This window comes from Catellatospora sp. IY07-71 (assembly GCF_018326265.1).
Lineage (GTDB): Bacteria > Actinomycetota > Actinomycetes > Mycobacteriales > Micromonosporaceae > Catellatospora.
Map to the genome: position 1 here is coordinate 6696506 of NZ_AP023360.1, position 23571 is coordinate 6720076.

General features: G+C 70.4%; 20 protein-coding genes. 6 read left to right on the forward strand and 14 right to left on the reverse strand.

Annotation, left to right across the window (positions count from 1 at the left end; translation table 11 throughout):
• Positions 1-37: 37 nt before the first annotated feature.
• Together CS0771_RS29725 and CS0771_RS29730 are read right to left on the reverse strand one after the other, a co-directional pair.
• Positions 38-643: a DUF305 domain-containing protein gene (locus CS0771_RS29725; RefSeq protein WP_212844081.1), complete on the reverse strand. Its 606-nt coding sequence runs from the start codon at positions 641-643 to the stop codon at positions 38-40.
• A 77-nt stretch (positions 644-720) separates the two neighbouring features.
• Positions 721-1140 carry a DUF6153 family protein gene (locus tag CS0771_RS29730; protein ID WP_212844082.1) on the reverse strand — a complete coding sequence of 140 codons (420 nt, stop codon included), beginning with the start codon at positions 1138-1140 and terminating at the stop codon, positions 721-723.
• 250 nt (positions 1141-1390) lie between these two features.
• Here CS0771_RS29730 and CS0771_RS29735 point away from each other — a divergent pair, with 250 nt between their 5' ends.
• The 6 genes from CS0771_RS29735 (at position 1391) to CS0771_RS29760 (ending at position 6218) form a co-directional block, all read left to right on the forward strand.
• Positions 1391-1603: a cation transporter gene (locus CS0771_RS29735; RefSeq protein ID WP_212844083.1), complete on the forward strand. Its 213-nt coding sequence runs from the start codon at positions 1391-1393 to the stop codon at positions 1601-1603.
• A complete protein-coding gene (locus CS0771_RS29740) occupies positions 1600-2580 on the forward strand; it encodes a hypothetical protein (protein ID WP_212844084.1) in 981 nt (326 codons plus the stop codon). The genes CS0771_RS29735 and CS0771_RS29740 overlap by 4 nt, the downstream gene beginning before the upstream one ends.
• Positions 2580-4838 (forward strand): cation-translocating P-type ATPase, encoded by a 2259-nt coding sequence (locus tag CS0771_RS29745; protein ID WP_212844085.1) that lies wholly within the window; start codon positions 2580-2582, stop codon positions 4836-4838. The genes CS0771_RS29740 and CS0771_RS29745 overlap by 1 nt, the downstream gene beginning before the upstream one ends.
• Positions 4839-4912: 74 nt before the next feature.
• Positions 4913-5320 carry a (2Fe-2S) ferredoxin domain-containing protein gene (locus CS0771_RS29750; RefSeq protein WP_212844086.1) on the forward strand — a complete coding sequence of 136 codons (408 nt, stop codon included), beginning with the start codon at positions 4913-4915 and terminating at the stop codon, positions 5318-5320.
• 180 nt (positions 5321-5500) lie between these two features.
• Entirely contained in the window at positions 5501-6067 is a 567-nt protein-coding gene (locus CS0771_RS29755) for a suppressor of fused domain protein (protein ID WP_212844087.1), read from the forward strand.
• Between the two features lie 34 nt (positions 6068-6101).
• Positions 6102-6218 (forward strand): GTP cyclohydrolase I, encoded by a 117-nt coding sequence (locus CS0771_RS29760; protein ID WP_212844088.1) that lies wholly within the window; start codon positions 6102-6104, stop codon positions 6216-6218.
• A gap of 94 nt (positions 6219-6312) precedes the next feature.
• Here the strand turns inward: CS0771_RS29760 and CS0771_RS29765 are convergent, their stop codons facing one another.
• From CS0771_RS29765 to CS0771_RS29815, 12 genes are all read right to left on the reverse strand, one after another.
• The gene (locus CS0771_RS29765) at positions 6313-7521 is read right to left on the reverse strand and encodes a lipase family protein (protein ID WP_212844089.1); all 1209 of its coding nucleotides are present in this window, start codon (positions 7519-7521) and stop codon (positions 6313-6315) included.
• Between the two features lie 376 nt (positions 7522-7897).
• Positions 7898-8407, reverse strand: coding sequence for a hypothetical protein (locus CS0771_RS29770; RefSeq protein WP_212844090.1), 510 nt, complete (start codon positions 8405-8407; stop codon positions 7898-7900).
• 340 nt (positions 8408-8747) lie between these two features.
• Positions 8748-9092, reverse strand: coding sequence for a hypothetical protein (locus tag CS0771_RS29775; protein ID WP_212844091.1), 345 nt, complete (start codon positions 9090-9092; stop codon positions 8748-8750).
• A gap of 13 nt (positions 9093-9105) precedes the next feature.
• A complete protein-coding gene (locus CS0771_RS29780; RefSeq protein WP_212844092.1) occupies positions 9106-15948 on the reverse strand; it encodes a polymorphic toxin-type HINT domain-containing protein in 6843 nt (2280 codons plus the stop codon).
• Between the two features lie 195 nt (positions 15949-16143).
• On the reverse strand, positions 16144-16275 hold the full coding sequence (locus CS0771_RS39320; RefSeq protein WP_256442852.1) for a hypothetical protein: 132 nt from the start codon (positions 16273-16275) through the stop codon (positions 16144-16146).
• A gap of 378 nt (positions 16276-16653) precedes the next feature.
• Positions 16654-17886: a glycosyltransferase gene (locus CS0771_RS29785; RefSeq protein WP_212846116.1), complete on the reverse strand. Its 1233-nt coding sequence runs from the start codon at positions 17884-17886 to the stop codon at positions 16654-16656.
• Between the two features lie 77 nt (positions 17887-17963).
• Positions 17964-19526: a CheR family methyltransferase gene (locus CS0771_RS29790; RefSeq protein WP_256442887.1), complete on the reverse strand. Its 1563-nt coding sequence runs from the start codon at positions 19524-19526 to the stop codon at positions 17964-17966.
• Positions 19527-19560: 34 nt separating this feature from the next.
• The gene (locus tag CS0771_RS29795) at positions 19561-20052 is read right to left on the reverse strand and encodes a chemotaxis protein CheB (RefSeq protein ID WP_244871112.1); all 492 of its coding nucleotides are present in this window, start codon (positions 20050-20052) and stop codon (positions 19561-19563) included.
• 96 nt (positions 20053-20148) lie between these two features.
• Positions 20149-20838: an STAS domain-containing protein gene (locus tag CS0771_RS29800; RefSeq protein WP_212844093.1), complete on the reverse strand. Its 690-nt coding sequence runs from the start codon at positions 20836-20838 to the stop codon at positions 20149-20151.
• Positions 20839-21054: 216 nt separating this feature from the next.
• Positions 21055-21855 carry an ATP-binding protein gene (locus CS0771_RS29805; protein ID WP_212844094.1) on the reverse strand — a complete coding sequence of 267 codons (801 nt, stop codon included), beginning with the start codon at positions 21853-21855 and terminating at the stop codon, positions 21055-21057.
• A 75-nt stretch (positions 21856-21930) separates the two neighbouring features.
• A complete protein-coding gene (locus tag CS0771_RS29810; RefSeq protein ID WP_212844095.1) occupies positions 21931-22290 on the reverse strand; it encodes an STAS domain-containing protein in 360 nt (119 codons plus the stop codon).
• A gap of 60 nt (positions 22291-22350) precedes the next feature.
• A complete protein-coding gene (locus CS0771_RS29815; RefSeq protein WP_212844096.1) occupies positions 22351-23532 on the reverse strand; it encodes a zinc-dependent alcohol dehydrogenase in 1182 nt (393 codons plus the stop codon).
• Between the last annotated feature and the right edge of the window lie 39 nt (positions 23533-23571).

The window sequence follows — 23571 nt, forward strand, 5'->3', positions numbered from 1 at the left end:
GGGCGGGCGCCGGTTGACCGGCACTCGCCCTGCCGTGTCACTTCAGCCGGTCGAGGACCTGCTGCAGTGTCGCGATCTCTGCGGTCTGGGCCTTCTCGATCGTCGCGGCCAGGGCCTTGGCGTCGACGTTGGCGCCCTGGGCCTGTTCGGTCTTGGCCATCTGGACCGCGCCCTGGTGGTGGGCGATCATCATGCGGACGAACTCGCGGTCGAACGCGATGCCGGTCATGTTCTCCAGAGAGCCCATCTGCTCCTCCGTCATCATGCCGGGCATGTCGCCGTGCATGCCGCCCATCGGAGCGGCGGTCGGCTGACCCCAGGCGTCCAGCCAGCCTTTCATCGTCGCGATCTCCGGGCCCTGAGCGGTCTTGATCTGCGTGGCCAGCTGCTGGACCTGCGGGTCGGCGGCGCGGGTGCCGGCGAACTCGGCCATGCGCACGGCCTGCTCGTGGTGCGGGATCATCATCTGGGCGAAGGAGACGTCGGCGGCGTTGAAGTTGGCGCTGGCCGGCACGGACGCTGCGGGCATGTTGTGGCCGGTGCCGGGGTTGTGCGGCGCGCTGGAGCCGCAGCCGGCCGCGGTCAGCACGGCAGCGGCCAGACCGGCGAGCGCCAGTCGGCGGATCAGAGTCTTTACGGACATGGTGAAGCCTTCCATCGGTGTCCTGGATTGGGTGAGACAAGCAGCAGGCGACCCCGGTACGGGGCCGTCCGTGGCTGCTATGTCCGAGACACCGACAGTTGGGCAAGGCGCAGGCGAAGCGGCGGCGGGTCCGGCGGGCCACGCGACACCGCCTGGGCCACCCGCAGCCCCGCCAAGACGAGCATGGCCGTCGAGCGCAGGCGCACCCGCACCAGGAGGAACGCGACGAGGATCAGGGCGGACAGCACGGCCATGCAGACGCTGAACACGTGCCAGCCTGCGTGCCGGCAGCCGTGGCAGTCGCTGTCGCCGACCGTCGGCACCACCACCGCGCGAGCTGGGGCGACGGGCGGGTGGGCGGTCGCGGCCGACTGCGCGTGAGCGTTGCCGGCGGGGTGGGCGCTGTGTGCGCCGTGGCCGAAAGTGTGCATGATCGCGAGCCCGAGCAGCACTGCGTACAGCAGTGCCTGCGGGACAGCGCGGCGCACCCCGGTCATCACCCCTCCACCGTAGCGACACGTCGGTGATCGCAGAGCCTGTCGACGACGGGAGCAGACTGCCACGGTCACGAACCTTCATACCCGCCGGGGGTACCTTCGGCCGGCGCCACCGCATTCTCGCAGTGGCCCACGGCAGGCCGCCTCGGATGTGATGTGAAGCATCCCGTTCCCCTACACAAACCCCTGGGGGGTATGCTACGGTCGGCTCAAGATACCCCACAGGGGTATAGTCTGAGGAGGGATCGCGATGGAGACCGTATACACCGTCAAGGGCATGACCTGCGGGCACTGCGTCAACTCGGTCAGCACCGAGATCGGCAAGCTCGACGGGGTGACCGGTGTGCAGGTCGACCTGACCAGCGGTGCGGTCACCGTGTCCAGCGCAGGCATCCTGGACGAGGCCGCGGTCGCCGCGGCCGTCGACGAGGCAGGCTACGAACTGGTGGGAGCACGGTCATGAACACACCGCTCAAGCTGAGCCTGTTCGGGCTCGGACTGGCCGCGGTGTTCGCAGCGTCATACGGGGCCGGCCACCTGGCCGGTCCCGCCCCCGCGGCCGCACCCGCCGGCCACCAGAGCACCGCCCACGGCGGCGGCCACGCCGCCCCGACCGCGCAGACCGGCTCGGTCGAGGTCCCCGGCGGCCTGCAGGTCGCCCAGGACGGATACCGCCTGCAGCCGCTGTCGACGCAACTGTCGACGGACCAGCCGCAGCCGCTGCGGTTCCGGATCCTCGGCCCCGACGGCAACCCCGTCACCGCCTACACCCCGACCCACGACAAGGACCTGCACCTGATCGTGGTGCGCCGGGACCTGGCCGGATTCCAGCACGTCCACCCCACCCTGGGCGCGGGCGGCGTGTGGGAGGTCCCGGTGCGGGCCGGCGCGGGCGCCGGGCAGTACCGGCTGTTCGCCGACTTCCAGCCCACCGGACGCGACCAAGGGCTGACGCTCGGCGTCGACCTGCCCGCCCCGGGGACATACCAGCCGGCACCGCTGCCGGACGCCGCCCGCACCGCGAGCGTCGACGGCTACACCGTCACCCTCGACGGCGATCTGACCCCCGGCACCTCGTCGAAGTTGACGCTGACCGTCGCCAAGGACGGCAAGCCGGTCACCGACCTCCAGCCGTACCTGGCCGCCTACGGCCACCTGGTCGCGCTCCGCGACGGCGACCTGGCCTACCTGCACGTACACCCCGACGGCGAACCCGGCGACGGCCGCACCCCCGCCGGACCGCAGATCGTTTTCCACGCCGAGGTCCCCTCCGCCGGCGCCTACCGGCTGTTCCTGGACTTCCAGCACAACGGCGTCGTACGCACCGCGGCGTTCACCGCCGTGGCCGGACCGGCGGCCCCGGCCGCGCCGGCGACCGCACCGGCATCGGCCGGCCCGGTGCCGGTGCCAAGCCCGAGCCACGCCCACGGAGGGCACTGATGAGCACCGACAGCAAGCCCCTGCTCCTGGCGACACGGCAGATCGACCTGGCGATCGGCGGCATGACCTGCGCGTCGTGCGCCGCTCGGATCGAGAAGAAGCTCAACCGCATGAATGGGGTCACCGCGACGGTCAACTACGCCACCGAGAAGGCGTCGATCAGCTTCCCGGAGACCGTCTCCACCGACGACCTGATCGCCACCGTCGAGGCCACCGGCTACACCGCGGCCGTGCCGGTCACCGAGCCGGCGGCCGGCCCGGCCGAGGCCGAGCCCGCTGACGAGCTGGCGGGACTGCGCCGCAGGCTGTGGACGTCGCTGGCCCTCGCGGTGCCGGTCGTCATCCTGGCCATGGTCCCGGCGTGGCAGTTCACCAACTGGCAGTGGCTTTCGCTGATGCTGGCCGCCCCCGTCGTGGTGTACGGCGGCGCGCCGTTCCACCGCGCCGCGTGGACGAATCTGCGCCACGGCGCCGCCACCATGGACACCCTCATCTCGGTCGGCACCCTGGCCGCGTTCGGCTGGTCGCTGTGGGCGCTGTTCTTCGGCACCGCCGGGCAGCCCGGCATGACCCACCCGTTCTCGCTGTCGATCTCCCGCACCGACGGCGCGGGCAACATCTACCTCGAGGTCGCCGCCGCGGTGACCGTGTTCATCCTGGCCGGGCGCTTCTTCGAGGCCCGGTCCAAGCGGCGGGCGGGCGCCGCCCTGCGCGCGCTGCTCGAACTCGGCGCCAAGGACGTCACCGTGCTGCGCGACGGCCGCGAGCAGCGCATCCCGACCGGGCAGCTGGCGGTGGGCGACCTGTTCGTGGTGCGGCCCGGCGAGAAGATCGCCACGGACGGCGTCGTCGACGACGGCGCGTCGGCGGTCGACACGTCGATGCTGACCGGCGAGTCCGTGCCGGTCGAGGTCGGCGCCGGGGACGCTGTCGTGGGTGCCACGGTCAACGTCGGCGGCCGCCTGGTCGTCCGGGCGACCCGGGTCGGCGCCGACACCCAGCTGGCGCAGATGGCGCGCCTGGTGGAGCAGGCCCAGACCGGCAAGGCCGCCGTGCAGCGGCTGGCCGACCGGATCTCGGCGGTGTTCGTGCCGATCGTCATCGGCCTGGCCGTGGCGACGCTCGGGTTCTGGCTCGGCACCGGAAACGGTGTCGCGGCGGCGTTCACCGCCGCGGTCGCGGTGCTGATCATCGCCTGCCCATGCGCGCTGGGCCTGGCGACGCCGACGGCGCTGCTGGTCGGCACCGGCCGCGGCGCGCAGCTGGGCATCCTCATCAAGGGTCCGGAGGTCCTGGAGTCGACGCGCAAGGTGGACACGGTGGTGCTGGACAAGACCGGCACCGTCACCACCGGCCGGATGACACTGATCGACGTGGTCACCGCCGACGGCGTCAGCAGGCAGCAGGCGCTGCGGCTGGCCGGAGCGGCCGAGGCGGCCTCCGAGCACCCGATCGCACAGGCGATCGCCGCGGCCGCCGCCGAGGCCGGCGACCTGCCTGCGGTCACCGGGTTCGCCAACAAGCAGGGGCTCGGCGTGACCGGCACCGTCGACGGCACGGCGGTCGTGATGGGCCGGGCCGCGCTGCTGGCCGAGCACGGCCTGGCTGTGCCGGCCGAGCTCGACGCAGCCAGGCAGGCCGCAGAGGAGGCCGGGCGCACCGCGGTGCTCGCCGGCTGGGACGGCGAGGCTCGGGCGGTGTTCGCTGTCGCGGACGTGGTCAAGCCGACCAGCGCCGCCGCGATCGAGGGCCTGCGGGCGCTGGGCCTGACGCCGGTGCTGCTGACCGGCGACAACACCACCGTCGCGCACGCCATCGCGGCCGAGGTCGGCATCGGCGAGGTCATCGCCGAGGTGCTGCCGTCCGGCAAGGTCGACGTCGTCAAGCGCCTGCAGGAGCAGGGCAAGGTGGTGGCGATGGTCGGCGACGGGGTCAACGACGCCGCCGCCCTCGCCCAGGCCGACCTCGGCCTGGCCATGGGCACCGGCACCGACGCGGCCATCGAGGCCGCCGACCTCACCCTCGTACGCGGCGACCTGATGGCGGCGGTCGACGCGATCCGGCTGTCCCGCCGCACCCTGGCGACCATCAAGACGAACCTGTTCTGGGCGTTCGCCTACAACGTGGCAGCCCTGCCGCTGGCCGCGCTGGGCCTGCTCAACCCGATGATCGCCGGCGCGGCGATGGCGCTGTCCTCGGTGTTCGTGGTCTCCAACAGCCTGCGGCTGCGCGGCTTCAAGACCGTCACCACCAGCTGACGGCCCGCCGCCGGTGGCGTCGCCCGACCGGGGCGGCGCCACCGGCCCACGTTCTCCCGGAAAGGGCGCCACAGATGACCGTCCCCGCCGTCGGCGCCTGCCGGGTCGTGCTGTGCCGCGGCTGCTGCTGCGGCACCACCGGCAAGCACCCCGACATCGACCACCAGCAGCAGGCCGACCAGCTCGCCGACGCCGCAGGCGTGGCCCTGCTGATCACCGGCTGCCTGGGCAACTGCGAGCGCAGCAACACCGTCGTCGTGCTGCCTTCGCCCGCCGGGCGGGCCGCGGGCGGCACCGTGACATGGTTCGGGCGCATCCTCGACCCGGCCTTGACCAAGGCGGTGGCGGACTGGGTCGCCCGCGGCGGCCCGGGTTTGGCCGAGCTGCCCGAGCTGCTGGGTGCGCATGTGCAGCCGCCTGGCCGCCGACTGTCCAGGGGCAGGCAGGCGGATACCGAACCAGTGTCGGCCGGAACGCGGTGACGTCAGCGTCGCGCAGGGCAGCGACGAGATGGCCCCACTGCGCGACGACTGCTGCGGTGGCGTGAGCACACCCGGACGAGGGTGCGGCGCGATGTTGATCAGCCTGGCCGTCGCCGAGGCACCGACGGACGGCAGTAACGGATGATGCCGAGCCGGCGGTGATGAGACATCATCATCGCCGTGACAAGCCGCGTCGAGGCATACCTCGCCCATCTCGATCAGCTCTCCGGCGGACAGCAGCCGGAGTTCCGGCCGGTGTCGAAAGAACGCCGCCAGCCGCCCGGCGTCACGGTGCTGCGCTATCGCGGACTGCCCGCCGGTATGACGACGTCGCTGACCTACGGGCTGTCACTTGGCGAGCACCCGTCCTGGACCGCGGGTCGGCCGGAGCTGTGTCTGAGCGTCCGCTCCGATGACCTGCGCTGGAGCATGGCCATGGGACTGGTGGCCGAGCGGCTGCACGGTGATTGTGGCTTCCGGGTCGGCGACGTGATCAACTTCAACTCCCTCGTCGCGCCCGGCTCGGGCATGACCGCGTTCCTGGTCGCAGCCCCCGCGACGGTCCCGCCCGGCCAGTGCCGGATCGACGTCGGCGGCCCTGGACACGAGGGCCACGACATCGTCGACCTAGTGGGTTTCTACCCGATCCACGACAGCGAGCGGCGTTATGTGCGCGAGCACGGGGTGCGCGAGTTCTGGAAGCTGGACTGGGACGCGGCCGACGTGACCCGACCGCCCGTGGTCTGAGCGGCTGGGGTCCCGTCTGCTGCTCAAGCTGTCCATGCGCGGCGTGCGCGCCCACGGCACCCTGACGGTGACCTCGGCACTGCACGGCACCATGCGCACCGACCCGTCCACCCGGGCGGAGTTCCCAGCCCTGGCCCGGGACCGGCACTGACGCGCGCGTGACTCGGCCGCTGTGTGCCCGGCGCGGGCGGGTTGCCGCACCGGGCTGAACACCACCGCGCCGTGGCACGGCGGATCGCGGACTGCTACGGGCGCGTGAACAGCTCCTCAAGCCACTGCACGACATGCGGCGCGATCGCTGCCGCCACGGTAAAGTGGTCTGCTCCGGACACCGGGGTGTAGGTGACGTCGGTGCCGGCCGCGGCGAGCTGCCCGGCGGTGATCTCGGTGAGCACGGCGGGCAGCTGATCGGCCGTGCCGTGGGCCAGGCGCACCGGCCTGGAGTAGCGCCGGACCGGGACCTCGTGCGGGTCGAAGAGAGCCGTGAACTCGTCCATCGCGGCGGGCGGGTCGGTGAACACGTCCGCCATCGTCAACCCGGTCAGCGCCGTGGCCATCTGCTCGATGCAGACGTGTCCGGCGAGGTCGATCAGGCTGAGGCCGGCCGGGGTGAACCAGTCCGCGGCGTGGAACCCGCCCGGGTGGGTCACCGGCAGGGTGCGGCCCTGGTAGGGCACTGCGGGGTTCACCGGCGCGGCCGGGTTTCCGGCAGCGGCGAACTGCAGGCCCCACTGGGTGGTGGGTGCGATCGCGATGGTTCCGACGTGGCGCAGTGACGGCGCGTAACCATCAGCGAGCGAGCCGGTCCACAGCGCCGCATGGCCGCCGAGCGAGTATCCGGCGGCGGCCCATCGCCGTGACACCGGGGCGAGACGGCGTGCGGCACGCACGATGTCCACCATGGCGTACGCCTCCGCCGGACCGTGCACGACGGAGCTTTCGCCTGGCGTGCCGATGCCCTCGTAATCGGTGACAGCCACGGCGTACCCGGCGCGGAGCAGGGCCTCGCTGAGCGGGCGGATGAACGGCGGCGTGCCGGCCTGCGAGGCGGCGCACCGGTCCGGCGTGCCGTTGAACCCTGGGCCGAAGCTGACCACTCGCCACCCGCCCGCCGGTGGGGTGCCGGCAGGCAGCGTGATCGTGCCACTGACCACGGCCGGGTGGCCGTTCCACGACGTGGACAGGTAGCGCAGCCGCCATGCGGGACCGGAACCGGCCGGCCGCAGCGGCTCGGGCAGCGGCTCCACCGCCACCGGGGTGCCCGGCGCACGGCTGCCGGAGCTGTGCGGGACGGCCGTCGCCGGGGCAGCGGCGGCTGGAGTCGCGCTCACCGCGACGAGGCAGGCGACGACGGCAGCGGACCACCGAAGCGTGCGGCAGGCTGCGGCGCGGTCACCGGCGGCGGCAGGCAGGACCGGCGGCCGGTGGTGGAGGGAGGTGTCGGGATGTGCCATTCGGTCTCCTCAGACGGGAAGGGACCCGAGGAGATGCTGGGTGCGGGCATGGCGGTCGGCACACGCCGACTGCCGTCGGCGTACCCACGGGCGTGTTCGCTGCCCCTTCGCCCGTTCCTTCCGCGGCGCGACCCCGAATCCGCTCGAGCCGTGGGCGCTCCCGCCCGCCTCGACACCACATTAGACCTGATCAATCGGCCGGGCAACGGCGCGCCCATACTGATCAGGACCTGCATGGCGAAGCCGCCGCCCGTCTTAACCTCGCGATGATTCACCGGGCGGGCGGCAACCTGGACGAGGCGATCCGGTAACTCGAAGTGGTCGTCGATCTCGACCGTCAGGTCGGCGGCCGTCGACGGGGCCGACGGACCGGCGATCAGACCAGGTTGACCATCTTGTACCCCGAGTGACGGCACTTGCGGATGAGGACCAGCTCGGCGGAGACCGTCAGCTGCTGCATGGCGCCGAACTCACGGAACGTGGTGAACGACGACGCCGTGGACGCCGCGTCGGCGAGGTCGTTCAATGCCACCTTGACCTCGGCGTCGGCCACCCGGTCGGCGGCTTCGCCGAACTTCGCCGAGACGGTGAGGAACATCGGCTTCAACGCCTCCAGTTCCTTGGCCACCGCCGCCGTGTCGCCGCGCTGCTCGGCTTCGAAGCCGCGCTGGATGTGCGCCTGCGTCTGCTCGTTCAGGGTGGCGTACAGGCCGTCGGCCGCCTCGCAGGCGAAAGCGATACCGGCGACCGCGTCCGCCGTGGCGCTGCCGGCGGGGGCAGCGGAAGCCGAGGCGGAGGGCTCGGCCTGCGGCTGTGCCTGGTCACCGCAGGCTGCGGCACCTGTCACGATGACGGCCAGCAACACGGAGAAGGTGGTACGGCGCATACGGAAGCCTCCTCGACGGCGGACACCGACGCACCGTCCGGACAAGACGGATCGCACCGCCGCACCATAGTTGATCGTGGCGACCGACGGCAACGTGAGACACCGGCGCCGATGCGTCGCGGCTCGACGGATTCCTGATGTGCCGGTGCGGCCGCTGTCAGGCACGTCGATGGTTTCGTGAGGCTGCCGCAGCTCGGGCCAGGTAGCCGGTGGCGGTGGCGAAGCGTCGAGGAGCCTGGTTCGAGCACACCGCGGGCCATTCCCTGCAGGACCGCCACGCCTCAAATACGTCGGCCGGCCAGGGAAAGAGCCCCTGACCGGCCGACAGCTCACCAACGGCTCAGGTGTTCTCGACGGCTTCGATACGAAGCGCGCCGCACACCACGAATCCCCCATCGTCTCGGTCGGAGACGGAGAGGTTCACGTATCTGGAGCGATGACGTTCGGGAACGTCGACGAACTCGTCGATCTCGGCGACCCTTCCGCTGTCGCTGATCGTCAAGCCGCGGTACAACGCTTTGATCTTCATACCGAGGACGTCGACGAACACGACGTCGATGTCGCCGCCCTCCCGGTTGTGACTGCGCAGCACGAGCGTCCGGTGGGACACCCGATACGACCAGGGCCTGAAGCTGCAGTCGAACTGCAAGGGCAGACCGACCCGCAGGTCGACGGAACCCAGCACCTGTCTGTCCTCCTCAGCCGAACGGATTCGGCACGACGTCGCCGTTGCGGTAGAAGGTCACGCGCGCCTGCACCGCGGCGGGCGCCGCCTTGATCTGCGCCAGTTCCCACGCGGTGAACCGGTCAGCGTCCGGCAGAGCCTTCCCTTCCTGCAGTTTCGCCCATGCGACCGGATCGTCGATGCCGTCGAGGTTGAAATGCACCAGTGTCTTGGAGTTGGGATCAAGCGCCCGCGTGACCACATTCTCCCACTTGTCCCTGGGTCCGATCACCCAGTCGTCGTGGTGTAGGGAGTTCGTGTTCTGGGCGAACTCGGCGAGCTGGAACGGGTCGTCCGGGTTGTTCAAGCCCAATGCGATCGCCGTCGGGCACCAGGTGTTGTGCACCAGCACCGGGTGCCCGCCGGCCACGACGTAATAAGTGTGGATGCCTTCGATGGAGAGGTTGTGAACCGTCGCGGGCTCGACCCACTCCGAGACCGACGCCACCCGGAGTCGGCTGTCGTCAGACTGCAGTACATCCCCTGCCCGCAGTTCGGCGGCGTCCAGCCACCTGCCGAGCTCCGGCAGCCAGAACGGATGGTGCTCGGTGGCGGTGATGAGACCCGTGGCGTCGCCTCTGTCGCCGTCGACGTCGACGCCGATCTGAACGAGCTTCTTCTCACCGCTGCTGCTGATCGTCGCGGTCACCCGCTTCGGTTCGGTGCGGCCGGTCTTCGGATCTGTGGCCAGCACCACATCGCCGATCTTCATTTTTTCGATCGGCACCGTGGTTCCGTCGGCGAGGAGCACCAGTGTGCCGGGCAGGAAGCTGCTGACGGCGCACGTCGGCACCAGGGCGTTGATCCCGGAGACCGCGTTCTGCGCATCGTTGACCTTGTCGGCTGCCCAGAGGCCGTGCGCCCACCGGGCCGACGTCGTGATGAGTTTGCCGTTGCCGAGGGTGGCGACGTTGACCGTCGTCATCACGCAGCCCAGAACCTGGCCGTCGCCGCCGCCGAAGCAACGTTGCGCGTCGGCGATCCCGCTGAGTTCCAGGAAGAACTGCTTCAGCTCGGCCCTGTCCTGCGCGGCTTTGGCCTTGACCCAGGCCGCGTACTCCTCCTCGTAGTAGGTGAACGCGTAGAACTCGAGCGCGTCGTTCTGCTGGAACGGGCTGAGGTTGAGCGGGTGGGTCTTCCAGTTCTTCTCGACGAACTCGAACAGGGAGAGCTGACGCGGGTTCTCGGCCTCCCGCTCACAGGACTTGATACTCGAGCAGGCTTGCTTCTTGTTGCTGTTGCAACCGCCGTTGTCGTCGCACGTCTGCAGCAGCCCGCTGGGGTCACTGCGCAGGATCGGGCTGTTGCCGGCGTAGGAGTACGCCTGCAGCTGCTGTGGATCAGCCAGGTCCATGACGGGGTCGACGCTGATGAACCGCCCGATCTTGGCGTCGTATTCGCGGGCGCCGAGGTGGACCAGACCGGTGTTGTCGTTGGTGCCGCCGACGAAACCCCTGTCGAGGGTGGGCTCCCAGACGCCCACGGTGGATCCGCGCTGGTTGCCGTAGGGGTCCTGGCGCTTGACCGCCACCGCCTGCGCGCCTGCGGCCTTGACCGTGATGTTGGCGCTGTTCTGCCGGTCGGCCACCATCCAGGTCAGCGCATCGGCGCCGGACGCGCTGCTGGACCTGGTGGCGATGTTCTTGCCCGCCCAGGTGTAGTACCGGGTGCACGAGATCACCGCGCTGCCGGCCGCATTGACCCTCAGCTCCTGCCCAGGCAGGTAGAGGGTCTTGCCTTGCGGGTCCTTGCGGATCAGGCGTCCGCCGTCGGCGTCGTAGAGGTAGCTGGTGAGGCCGGTCGAGTCGGTGGACGAGGCCACCCGTCCCTCCGGGTCCCAGGTCAGCACCTGGCTGCCTGTGCCGGACGGGCAGGTGTTCAAGCTCGTGCCGGCCGGACGGCAGCGGGTGTTGCCGGTGCCGTCGTAGGTGTAGTTGGCGGTGGTGACGTTGTTGGCGTCGGTGGTGCGCTGCAGTGTGTGTGGCTGGGCCGCGGTCGGAGCCGGGTAGACGTACTTGGTGGTGACGTCACCGACCGACTTGTGCTGCACCTGCTTGGTGCGGTTGCCGCCCGCGTCGATCTCCCAGCTCAGCCAGTACTTCTCCACCCCGCCGACGGCGCTGAAGCTCTGCGGGACGGCCCCGCAGTCGCCGGACGCCAGGGTCCACGCCTCCTTCAGGCGACGCAGGTAATCATGCGAGAAGCACTGCGTCTCCACGCCCGCGACGGCCGACTTCTCCTCGACCTGGACGAGGGTCCCCGCTTTGTCGTAGCCGAGGTTCACGTCCGATACCGTGGTCGGCGCCGTGTCCCTCGTGGTCCAGATCCGTTCCAGGCGGCGGTTCTGGTCGTCGTAATAGTGGCCGATCTGCAGCTGCGGGTTGGCGGTCTGATCCCGGAGTGTGATCACGCCGAGCTCACCGTACTCGGTGTAGGTCGTGTCGGTCACCAACCAGGTGGTCGCACCTGTGCTGAGCTTCTGCGGCAGGCCCTTGCCGTTGTAGCTGGTGGTCTGGGTCTCCCAGCCGAGGCTGTAGGTGGCGTTGCCGATCGCCGGGAGCCGCAGCGTCGCCAGCTCCCCGTTGGCCTTGTATCCGTAGTCGTAAAGGTAGTCGCCGGCCAGGCCGGTCTCGGTCGCCGGAATCGAGATCTTCTGCTGCGACGGAGTGCCGAAGGGCGACACGGCGGTGGTGGCGGTGCTGTACGCAGCCCCGCTCTCCCCTCCGACGTACCGGGTCGACGACGTCATCATGCCCTTGCCGTTGGCCAGCCCGTCGTACTCCCACTTGGACAGCCGGTTCGCCGGAGCGATGGAGCCCTGGTAGAGGCCCGTCTTGCGGCCCAGGTTGTCGTAGGTGTAGCGCAGCGTCACGGGCGGCACGCGGCTGTCGGTGGTGCTGGTGACCCGACCGGCCGTGTCGTAGGTCGTGGTGGTCGTGCCCTTGTCCGGGTCACGAGCCTCGATCTGGCGACCGAGCACGTCGTACTCGAACTCCCACTTGGTGCCGAGCTGGTTGGTCACCCGCTCGAGCTTGCCCTTCTGGTCATAGTCGTAGGTCGTTTCGTCGTACGTCGACGCGGGAGTCGGGCCGTGGTGCTCGCGCAGCTTCGTGGTGCGCCCCTGAGCATCGACGATGGTCGAGGTGACCAGCCCACCCTGGGGCGGGATGAGCTCGGTTCGATCGCCTGACGGGTAGCGGGTGGAGGTGCGGTAGAGCTCGGTCAGTTTGCTGTAGCGGATCTGCTCGACCGGCCTGCCCGCACCGTCGAACTCGGTCTTGGCCCAGGCCTCGATGTTCTCCATGTCCGATGCCGGGTGCGGCGAGAATGTGCCCCAGGTAACGGCGGCGACCGGGTACGGCCCGAAGTTCCGCCAGACCCGCCCGGCGGTGTCGAAAAACGAGTCGGTGATCATCGCACCGGCTACACCGTTCGCCTTCAGCGACTGTGTCTGCCGTGGTCGCAGCAAGCCGTCGTGCAGCGTGAAGGAGCTGAGCATCGTGCCGTTCGGCCCGAGTGTCCGGGTCTCGACCACCGACGGAGCCGTGTTGGAGAGGGTGTACACATACCACGATGAGGGCGTCGACGAGTAGAGCGCCTTCGAGCGACCCGGCTGCCAGACCTTCTCCGTACGTCCCAGCGGGTCGTAGGTGACATCGGTGCGCCGGCTGTTGACGTCGACCACCGAGGTGACGGCGCCCCACGCCGGCTCGGCGGTGCGGGTGGTCGTCCCCAGGACGTGAGTCTCGGAGGTCGCGGTGAGGGGTCCGTCCGCCGCTGGAGTGTACGACGAGGACGTGTGCACGTTGTCGACGTCCCAGGCATCGGTCTGGCGGCCGTAGTCGTCGTAGGCCGACCTGGAGACGGTGACGGGCACGAACGCGTTGTCGGTCCACTCCTTGAGCGCGTCGACCTGGGTCACCTCACCGACGGTCGGGGCGAGGTCCCACGCCTGGCCGTCGTAGTAGGTGCGCACCTCGCTGACGATCTCGTCCTTGGTGAAGATCCGCCCTGCCTGCAGCGCATCCGCGCACGTCAGCGCCCAGACGCGCACCCGGGACGGGTAGGACATCAAGAACGCGTTCGTGTTGCGCTTGTACTCACTGAACGTGCACTGTTCGTCGCCGCTCTTGGCGACGTCGCCGTGAGCCGTGGCCTTCACCGGCATGCCGAGCTGGTCGTACTCTGTGTAGTTGCGGGTGACTTGATCCGGGCGACCGCCGTCGAGCTTCGTCCAGGACCAGTCGTCGGAGTCCGCGGTGAAGCGGGCGTGAACGGTCTGCCCGTCGACCGTGCGCGACGCGGTGGAGTTCGACCGCCACGGCTTGGTCACACTGCCAGAGATCGGGTTACCCGCCGGCCCGTCGTACTGCGTGGACTCCAGGTTCATCCCGGCGTACTCGTCGTAGTCGTAGATCGTCTCGGTGGGGTAGGCGGCGGCGAGCAGGCCCTTGCTGTCGGCCAGGGTCACCGTGTCGGTGCCCCCGGCCGGTGCGGTCTTGTCGCCGTGCATGCCCCGGAAGTAGCGGGCCTCGGAGCGAACCTGGTCCGCGCCCTCCCCGACGAGGGTGCGTACCTTGTCGTAGCCGCGGAACTGGTTCCAGGTGCGGTACTTGTCCTTGGTGAACGCGTCGTCCTCGGCATAGCGCCAGGCTGCGCCACCAACGTACTCGTAACGTGTCACCTTCGGCGGCGACGCTGCCGCGTCCTTCAGCACGAGGTCCGACTCGGTCACCTTGGCCACCACGTACTTGTGGAACCAGTCCGTGATCTCCTGGCCGGGTGTGCCGCCCAGGTCCTCGGGTGCCCAGCGCACCGGGTAGCAGCGCTTGGTGTTCGTGTGCGCGGTCGGCGTGCTGCCGGCCACGCATTCGCTGGCCGCGTACTCGATGCCGATGACACCGCCGGTCTCGGTGGTGATCGCGGCCATGCGGGCCCAGTTCATCGGGCGCAGGCCGTTCTTCAGCGCGGTGTCCACCCGGTTGGGCAGCATCACCGGGTCGAACTTGATGTCCGGCACCGAGACGGTGGCCGGAGTCGTGGGCGTCGGGCCGATGTGGCCGCTGTGGGAGACCTTCTCCAGCCACATGCCGGCACGGGTGCCGTCACCCGGATCGGGGAAGCCGTGCGTCAGCGTCCACTTCTCGACCAGCTTGTGGTCGGACACCGCCGGTTCCCACACCGAGGTGGTGACCTCGCTCAGCCGCCGGGTCGAGAAGAACGCCGGCGAGTGCTTGTCACACGGCGACGCCGTGCACGAGAGGTCCCACGGGGTGTCCGGCCAGTTGTCGTCGTGCGTGCCGCAGTTGGACAGGCAGCGGTCCGCGGTCGCGAACTCCACCTGCATCGGCACGGGCTTGGTGGTGTACACCGTGTCGGTCTTGACGTTGTTGACGAGCGTGCGCTGGTGGGTGCCGTAGTCGATGCGCTGGAGATACGCGTCGCGGGTGTAGCTGTGCAGGTCCGTGGTGGACAGGTTCATCCCGTACTGGTTGGTGTCGCGTCCCCACCAGAACGACATGGTGTTGCCGTGGGTGTCCACCACGTAGTCCAGGTTCCACCGGTAGGCCTGCATGCAGTCGGACGCGGCATAACTCGCCTGATGGCACGGGTCGCCGCTGTGGTTGCCGAACACCGGCACGGTCTGCACGGAGTTCGTCTCCAGCTTGCCTGCCGTCCAGCCCTGCAGCCGGTTCAGGCCGAAGTAGTACTTCGTGCCCTCGGTGCCGGTGACCACCCAGTGCTCACCCGCGTCGCCCGGCGAGGGCGTGCTGCCGGGCGCGTCCCCGCCGTCGCCGTTGGCCGCCCCGTACTTCAGCTCGATCTTCGAGCCGTCCTCGCTGCGGCCGTGCCACAGCTTCTCGGTGGCGTTGTAGATCAGCTCGGTCGAGCGGCCGTTGAGCGACATCGTGGCGTTGCTGCCCCGCCAGCACTGGTCGTAGGTCTTCTCGTCGTTGTTGGGCGAGCCGTCCATGTCCTCACTGCAGGAGATGTAACGCCGCTCGATATAACCGGGGTGCCAGTCGAAACCCTCACCGATCCACGAGGGCTGGCTGTTCGTCGCCGCCGTGCGGCCGTCAACCGCCTGAGAGGAGTAGGCAAAGGTCACCTTGGGCACGGGACCGCCGATCGCCGGCGGCACTCGCAGCCCGTACGACCACGAGAAGCCGCCCGAGTTGCCGCCCGCCGACCAGGTGGAGGACTGCGCGAGCGAGGTGGCCGCGAAGTCGCCCGAGCCGGAGGCGGACTCGGTGTCGGCGGCAAGAGCCACCATCGTGCCGCCGGCGGCACCCATCGGCACCGTCGCCGTCAGCGTGTCACCACTGCGGGACGTAGCCAGCCGCTGCTCGGCACAGGCTGCTCCGGCCGCGTTGCCGCAGGACTGCGGAAGTGCGATCAGCCGGAGCCGGTCGGACCAGTCCGCCCCGTAAGCAGACTTGAACGCGGAGATGTTCAAGGACAGTTCGACAGAACCCGCCGTTGTGCCGCCGACGGATGACAGGCGCATCAGCAGGTCGCGGCCGGCCGCCTTGGCCAGTTTCCGGTCGAGGACCTCCACCCGCACCGCGTCCGGTGAGACGGCGGAGGTCGCGGCGAGCGTGACGGGCGTGTCGCCGGCCCGCACCCGGGGCGCGGGCTTGGCCAGCGGCCCGTCGACCCGCGCCAGCAGACCGGTCAGCCGCCCCTGTCCCTTGGGCAGATTCGCAACGGCCGATCCGGGACTCGGCCAGCGCGCAGCCGACGGCTGGTGCTGGCGCACGGACTTCTGCGGGCGGACCGCGGCCACCGAGTTGTCACTCAGTGAGACGTTGCGCATAGGCTCCAGCTGTTGTCCTGCCGCTGCCGCCACGGCCGGCTCGGGGACGTGCATTCCCGAGCTGATGACGCCGACGGCGAGTGCCATGACGGCATACAGCCGCCAGTTTCTCAGGCTCACTGTTCCCCCGTGAATCTCTTTAAGAGGTTTGTGTTGCAGTTCCGGCAGGCGATCATGCGGTCGTTTCGCCGAGCTTCACCACGGCCTCGACTCCTCGGCCCGCGAGACACCTTCGCGGCGTGGCGTGTCGGCGTACAGCGCGGTCGTCTGCTCGGCGCGCCGGACGACGCGAGCCCAGGCGGCCGGATCGGGAACGCAGCGTGACATGTCCACTCCTAGAACGATGTTCGGAGCGGAACGCTAAGCCAGAAAGTCGATCCCCGCTGTCCCTCGGCGGAGTCGGTCATCGGCCGTGCGGACGGCGAATCGGCACGCCAGACCCCTCGCAACAGGAATGATTACCCGGTGCGACGTTGGCTGCCGCGGTGCGCACAGCGATCGTCATTGAGTGATTTCTGTCACGCTGCGAGTGTCGACACGTCCGGCGTGCTTAGGTGATCGGTTCAGCCGCTGGGTAACGTCATCTCCGCCTTCTGCGGCGCGGGTGGCGCGGACCGACCTCATGCGCTCGTTGTGTCTGGAGCAGACACCCCGCTCATGCCTCTTCGCCGCATGCTCGGGGTTCGACAGCGCGTGCGGGAGGCCTCAGAGATAGCGCGCGGCAGCGGTCAGCGCACGTACGCGCTCCGTGGCGATCGCACGCTGGTACACCTCGGCGATGCGTTCGGCGGTGTGCGCCCAGGTGTATCCGGCGCGCACGATCGACCCGGCCGCCTGGCCGTAGCGCAGCCGCCGCAGCGGATCGCCGAGCAGCCCGCGCAGCGCCCCGGCCAGTCCGTCGAGGTCGTGCGGGGCCACCAGCTCGCCGGTCACCCCGGCCCGGACCGAGTCGGTCAGGCCGCCGACGGCGTACGCCACCACGGGGATCTGGCAGGTCATGGCCTCCAGCGGGGTGATGCCGAACGGCTCGTAGTCCGGCGTGCAGGCCACCACGTCGGCCGAGCGGTACAGGTCCGGCATCCCCGCCTGCGGCACGCCGCCCAGCAGGCGCACCCGGTCACCGAGGCCGAGCCGCTCGATCAGCTCCGTCAGCCGCCGCGCCTCCGGGTCCGCGGCCAGCCGGTCGGCCGGCGGCCCGCCCGCGATGACCAGTTCGGCGTCCGGCACGCGCGCCATGGCCTCGATCAGGTCGGCGAAGCCCTTGCGCGGCACGAGCCGGCCGACGCTGAGCACCCGGCGGGGCCGAGCGCGATCGGCCGAACAGCCGTCCGCGGGCGCGAACATCACCGTGTCGACCCCTGACGGCACCGTCTCGATCTTGTCGCGGTGGAAGCCGTACCGGAGCAGTTCGGTGATCTCGTCGGAGCACTGGGCGATGATCCTGGTCGCGGCGTTGCCGACGGCCCGCTCCAGCTCGATGCGCCGGGGCGGGCTGGTGTCGGCGGGACCTTGCATCCGCCGCTTTACCGAACCCAGCGCGTGGTAGGTGACCACGTACGGCCGGTCGTGGCGGTGGGCGGCGTCCATGGCGGCCAGGCCGCTCATCCAGAAGTGGGCGTGCACCACGTCGGGGTCGAACCCGGAGCGGTGCCAGGAGCGCACCAGCCAGTCCGCGAAGGCGCCCATGTAGGGCAGCAGATCGTCCTTGGGGATCTCCTCAGGCGGCCCGACCGGCACATGCTCCACTGCGTACCCGTCGGCCACTCCGACCACCGGCTCGGCGTCGGGCCGGTCCCGGCGGGTGTACACCCGCACCTGATGGCCCTGCCGGACCAGCGCCCCGGCCAGGCGGGCGACGTGCACGTTCTGGCCACCGGCGTCGACGCCGCCGAGCGCGGCGAGCGGACTGGCGTGTTCGGAGATCAGTGCGACGCGCAGCTTCCTCATCCCGCACCCCCTCGGAGAAGAGCAGGTCCGAGAAGTACCCAGGTAGATTGGCGCCAAACGGGCGGGCGCTACGGGCGCTCGTCCTCCGGCTCCATCACCAGCATGGCGCCGGTGGACGGGCCGCCCTTGGGCGCCAGCACGGTGCAGATGACCTTCACGTTGAGGCTGCGGCCACGCCGGTTGACCGAGGGCAGCACGATCGTGCGCGACGGCTCCGTCACCTCGCTGTCGGCCGTGGAGGCGAGCACCTGCCGGATCACCGGCCGCAGCTGCTCGACGGGCAGGCCGATGTCCAGGTTGAGGAAGTGGCGGCCGACCGCCTCCTCCCGGCGCAGGCCCCACAGGTCCTCTGCCCGCCGGTTCCACACCTGGACCTGCAGGTCCTGGTCGAGCACCGCGATGCCGGCCTGCAGGCTGGTCAGGATCGCCTCCATGAAGGCGTTCGCCTCGTCCAGCTCGGCGGTGCTGTCGCGCAGCTGGTCGTTGATGCTCTGCAGCTCGTCGTTGGTGGACTGGAGCTCCTCGTTCATGGTCTCCAGTTCCTCGTTGGTGGACTGGAGCTCCTCGTTGGTGGTCTCCAGCTCCTCGACCGTGGACTGCAGCTCCTCGTTGGTCGTCTCCAGCTCCTCGTTTATCGACTGGAGCTCCTCGTACGCGGTCTCCAGCTGCCGGTTGGCGCGCTCCAGCTCCTCCTGCAGCCGCCGGGCGGCGGTGACGTCGTGGAACGACAGCGCCACGCCGAGCAGGCTGGAGTCGGAGTTGACCAGCGGCGCCAGCTGGATCTCCAGGTACATCGGGTCGCCGCCGTTGCGGGTGTACTCGACGTCGCCGACCCGGACGATGCGCCGCTCGACCTGCACCGTCTCGATGGGGCGGCGGAGCTCGACGGGACGGTAGGACACGTCGAGGTCCCGGAACGGCCGGCCCACGTCGCGGGAGGAGACCCCGAACAGCGACTCGGCCTGCCGGTTGGTCAGCGCCACCATGCCGTCGGAGGTGACCACGATCTGCGCCACCGTGGCCGACATGAACGACTCGTTGCGCAGGTGGTCGAGCTGGCCCAGCTGCGGGGCGCGCTGGACCGGCGCCGGGATCTCCGGGAACACCACGTCGGAGGACTGCGAGTAGCGCGCGACCTTCTTGAAGATGCGCCGCTTGAGGTCGATCGGCGTGAACAGGTTGCTGTGGCTCAGCAGCATCTCGGCCTTGCCGAGGAACAGCACCCCGAAGTCGGCCAGGGCGAAGTGGAACCGCGCCAGCATCCGCGACTGTGTCTCGGCGTTGAAGTACATCAGCGCGTTGCGGCACACCAGCAGGTCGATCCGGGAGATCGGCGCGTCCTGGACCAGGTCGTTGCGGCCGAAGATGACCGAGCGGCGCAGGTCCTTGCGGAACCCGAACCGGCTGCCGATCGGCTCGAAGTAGCGGTCGATCAGCTCGAGCGGGACGCCCTTCATCTCGCGCTCGCCGTAGGTGGCGTGCCGCGCGGTGGTCAGGCCCTCCTCGTCCACGTCGGTGGCGTAGATCTTGACGCGCTTGCGGAACTCGTCCACGCCCAGCATCTCGGCCAGCATCATGGCCAGTGTGTACGCCTCCTCGCCGGAGGCGCAGCCCGCGCTCCACACCCGGATCGGCGACTCGGGCGGCTTGGAGTCCGTGCCGAGTTTAGACCGCGACGCCCTCGCTGACGCTCAGGGCGGCGCTGGAGCTTTCGAGCCGGTCGATCAGACCGCGGATCAGATCGCCGGCGTGCTCGGCATCCTCGGCGAGCCCGATGTTGCGGGCACCGGACAGGATCACCCCGACCGCCCGCGGGCCGCAGCAGCGCGCGACGGAACGGAACAGGGGGTCGACCGCGGGACGGTGGCCGTTCTCGGCGGGGCCGTGCGACAGCCTGATCCGGCCCTCCAGCACCAGCAGGTGCCGGTCGGGCGGCGCCACGTACACGGTGCCCGGCAGCATTAGCGGCTCGCCGTCGACGGCGTGGTGCACCGGCAGGCTGCCGGCGCGGGCGAGGATCGCGGGCAGGGCACTCGGCGAGGAGCGGGGCAGGTGCAGAACCACGAGCACGGAGGCGGGCAGACCCGCCAGCAGCCCGGCGATCAGCGCGCGCAGGGCCCTCCACACCCCCGGCCGAAGCGCCGACGACCACCACATGCTGCTCCGCCACGGTAGACGTCCTTGCACAGGCACTGGTCCGTGGCCTTCTATACCCATTCTGCGCTTCTCCAGGCGTGAGGCGGGCAGCCGGGCTCAATGTCGGCGGCTCAGGGTGGCCCAGACGACCTTGCCGTCGCCGGTGGGGGTGACGCCCCAGCCGCTGGCCAGGGCGGCCACCACGGCCAGGCCGCTGGCGGGCGGGCCGCTGCGGGCGACGATCCGGGCGGCGCCGACGCTGAAATCCCGCACGGCCACGTGCAGGTGCCGGGTGCGGCCACGCAGGTGGAGTTCCAGGGTCGTACGCGCGTGCAGCACCGCGTTGGCCACCAGCTCGCTGCAGACGTGCCGGGCCTGCGCCCGCACCGGATCGGGCACACCCCACCGCTCGCAGCACCAGTCGAGCAGGTGCCGAGCATCCGCGGGGGCGCCGGAGACGGGGTCGAACCGCTGTGCCCAGGCGCCGATCCCGGCCGGTCGCGCCGCGGCGGCGCGGGCCTGCACCTCGTTCGCGCAGATGGAGAAGTGCTCCTCCATGTGCAGCGCGCGCAGAGCCCGCCCCACGGGGGGCGAGGCGCCGTACAGCACCACGCGGCAGCCGGGCCAGGCTTCGGCCTGCCGGCACACGGCCGGGATCACCATGAGCGCGACCTCGTCCTCGACCTCCACCCCGCCCAGGTCGACCAGCAGCGCTCCGGGAGCCTCGGCGAGCGCCTTGAGCATCAAGGTGCGCAGGCGCACGGAACCGGCCAGGTCGAGCCGTCCGGCGGCCCGTAACGTGACCACGGGACCACCGAGAGCGGGTCCCGCGGGTTCTATCTCCATCAGTCTGTTGCCCATCGCGCTGCCTCCCACGCCGACTCGGCCACTTCGGTCGAGGGGCGGATCGGTTGCCACCGGTGGCAGTGCTCGGTTCAACCTTCCGATTACCCGCTTGCGACGTGCCGAAACACCATCGGCGCCCCGGCCGGGGCGCAGCCTGGCAGGGAACGCTCGGGCCGATCAGCGGGGCAGGAGCAGGGGCGCAGCGCCGGGCTCGGCCGCCGCCGGCTCCCACGTGCCGGCGTGCCTCCACACGGCCGCCCACACCACCTTGCCGTCGACGGTCGGCGTCACTCCCCAGTTCAGGGCGAGCGCCGCGACGATGCCGAGGCCGCCCGCGGGCACCCGGGGACGGGAGTGCACGCCGTCCACGCCGGGGGCGTAGTCGCATACGGCCAGATGCAAGTAGCTGGGCCCGCACCGCAGATGCAGCTGCACGGGGGTGCCGACGTGCCGCACCGCGTTCCCGACGAGTTCACTGCAGATCTGGCAGGCCACGGCGACGGCGTCGGCCGCCACGCCCCAACGGGTGCAGCAGGCCTCGACCAGATGCCGCGCCTCGGCGGGCGCCTGCTGCTCCGGCGCGAAGGTGCGCGTACGGGTGCCGAGGTGGGTGGGGCGGTCGGCTGCGGCCAGCGCGTCGGCCAGCGTCTCGCATACCGGCAGGTAGTCGTGTACGCGGAGCGCCAGCAGCGCGGCCTGCACCGCGGGTGGGGCGTCGAAGAGGATCAGGGGGCAGCCCGGCCAGGCGTTGGCCTGGCACGCCATCGCGGGGAAGATCGTCAGGTACGCGTCCTCGTCGAGCTCGATCCCGGACAGGTCGGTGAGCACCGCCCGGGGGACGCCGGACAGCACCTTCAAGACGGCTGCCCGGATGCCTGCCGCCGCGGCCAGGTCGAGCGGCCCGGTGGGTCGGAGGATCGCGATCCGGTCGTCCGCTATGTAGGTGATGTAGGTGCCGTTGGCGCCGATCTTCGCCATGGCTCGCCCTGCGTTCGTCTGCGGTTCCCATCGTGGATGGGAGCTCAGTGCCAGCTTACGACTGGTCCGTGCGGGTCAGCCCGCTGACCGGGATCCTTCGTCAGGAGCATCGGAGCCGGCCTTGTCACTCAGCAGGTCCAGCACGCCGGTGATGGACAGGACCCGGGCCACCCAGTCGTGCGCGTGCTCCACCACGAACCGGTGCCCGATCTCCTGGGCGGCCTGGTAGCCGTCGTAGAGGGCACGCACCCCCATCGAGTCGATGAAGGTGACCTCCGCCAGGTCGACCACCACGGGATCGCCGAGCTTGACGGCGTCCCGCAGCTCGGCGACCAGCAGGTCACGCACCGCGAGGTCGATCTCGCCGCGGACGGCGACCCTGACCCCGCCGGGACCTGGACGGCAGGTGACACCGAACGCCGGGCTGTCGGACACATCCTCATAGTGCCACGAATACGGGCCGGACGAGCCTGCCGCCGGATCCGGCCGGCCGCGTCAGGGCTGCAGCAGGACCTTGACGACACCGTCCTTCTTCTCCTGGAACTGCTGGTATGCGATCGGCGCCTCGGCCAGCGGCACGCGGTGGCTGGCGAAGCTCTCCACACCCAGCGGGTCGGCGTCGGTGAGCAGCGGCAGGATGTCGTCCACCCAGCGGCGCACGTTCGCCTGGCCCATCCGCAGCTGGATCTGCTTGTCGAACAGGGTGAGCATGGGCAGCGGGTCGGCCATGCCGCCGTACACCCCGATGATCGAGATGGTGCCGCCGCGGCGCACGGCCTCGATGGCCAGGTCCAGCGCGGCCAGCCGGTCCACCCCGGCGGTCTCCATGAGCTTGGCCGCGAGCGGGTCCGGCAGGATGCCCACCGCCGCCTGCAGCGCCTTGCTCGTCGGCGATCCGTGGGCCTCCATGCCGACCGCGTCGATCACCGAGTCCGGGCCCCGGCCGCCGGTCAGCTCCCGGATCGCGGTCAGCAGCTCGTCACGGTCGTGCAGGTCGAGCGCCTGAACGCCCCGGGCCAGCGCCCGGTCACGGCGTTCGGCCACCGGGTCCACTGCGATGACCCGGCCCGCCCCCCGGTGCAGCGCGATCCGGGCGCACATGTCGCCGATCGGGCCGAGGCCGAGCACGAGCACCGTGCCGCCCTCCGGGATCGCGGCGTACTCCACCGCCTGCCAGGCTGTGGGGAGCACGTCGGACAGGTACACGAACCGGTCGTCGGGCGGCCCCACCGGGACCGTGATCGGGCCGTACTGGGCCTGCGGGACCCGCAGGTACTCGGCCTGGCCGCCCGGGACGCGCCCGTAGAGGCGGGTGTAGCCGAACAGCGCCGCGCCCATGCCCTCCGCGCGCACCTGGGTGGTCTCGCACTGCGTCTGCAGCCCCTGCGTGCACATCCAGCACCCGCCGCAGGCGATCTGGAACGGCACGACCACCCGGTCGCCGGGCTTGAGCCGGATGACCTGCGGGCCGACCTCCTCCACGATGCCCATCGGCTCGTGGCCGAGAATGTCGCCCTCGGTCATGAACGGGCCCAGTACCTCGTACAGGTGCAGGTCGGAGCCGCAGATGCCGCTCGACGTGACCCTGATGACCGCGTCCGTCGGTTCCTGGATCACCGGGTCGGCGACCGTGTCCACGCGTACGTCACGCTTGCCGTGCCACACCACTGCCTTCATGAGCTGCATCCCCTGTCTAGTCCCCGGACGCGTCGCGGC

What these genes read in the sequence shown, in the direction of transcription:
- CS0771_RS29735 (WP_212844083.1), top strand. Translation starts at nt 1,391, where the DNA reads ATGGAGACCGTATACACCGTCAAGGGCATGACCTGCGGGCACTGCGTC.
- CS0771_RS29795 (WP_244871112.1), bottom strand. Translation starts at nt 20,052, where the DNA reads ATGTGGTGGTCGTCGGCGCTTCGGCCGGGGGTGTGGAGGGCCCTGCGC.
- CS0771_RS29725 (WP_212844081.1), bottom strand. Translation starts at nt 643, where the DNA reads ATGTCCGTAAAGACTCTGATCCGCCGACTGGCGCTCGCCGGTCTGGCC.
- CS0771_RS29730 (WP_212844082.1), bottom strand. Translation starts at nt 1,140, where the DNA reads ATGACCGGGGTGCGCCGCGCTGTCCCGCAGGCACTGCTGTACGCAGTG.
- CS0771_RS29780 (WP_212844092.1), bottom strand. Translation starts at nt 15,948, where the DNA reads ATGCGCAACGTCTCACTGAGTGACAACTCGGTGGCCGCGGTCCGCCCG.
- CS0771_RS29745 (WP_212844085.1), top strand. Translation starts at nt 2,580, where the DNA reads ATGAGCACCGACAGCAAGCCCCTGCTCCTGGCGACACGGCAGATCGAC.
- CS0771_RS29805 (WP_212844094.1), bottom strand. Translation starts at nt 21,855, where the DNA reads ATGGCGAAGATCGGCGCCAACGGCACCTACATCACCTACATAGCGGAC.
- CS0771_RS29815 (WP_212844096.1), bottom strand. Translation starts at nt 23,532, where the DNA reads ATGAAGGCAGTGGTGTGGCACGGCAAGCGTGACGTACGCGTGGACACG.
- CS0771_RS39320 (WP_256442852.1), bottom strand. Translation starts at nt 16,275, where the DNA reads ATGTCACGCTGCGTTCCCGATCCGGCCGCCTGGGCTCGCGTCGTCCGG.
- CS0771_RS29760 (WP_212844088.1), top strand. Translation starts at nt 6,102, where the DNA reads ATGCGCGGCGTGCGCGCCCACGGCACCCTGACGGTGACCTCGGCACTG.
- CS0771_RS29770 (WP_212844090.1), bottom strand. Translation starts at nt 8,407, where the DNA reads ATGCGCCGTACCACCTTCTCCGTGTTGCTGGCCGTCATCGTGACAGGT.
- CS0771_RS29740 (WP_212844084.1), top strand. Translation starts at nt 1,600, where the DNA reads ATGAACACACCGCTCAAGCTGAGCCTGTTCGGGCTCGGACTGGCCGCG.
- CS0771_RS29765 (WP_212844089.1), bottom strand. Translation starts at nt 7,521, where the DNA reads ATGGCACATCCCGACACCTCCCTCCACCACCGGCCGCCGGTCCTGCCT.
- CS0771_RS29750 (WP_212844086.1), top strand. Translation starts at nt 4,913, where the DNA reads ATGACCGTCCCCGCCGTCGGCGCCTGCCGGGTCGTGCTGTGCCGCGGC.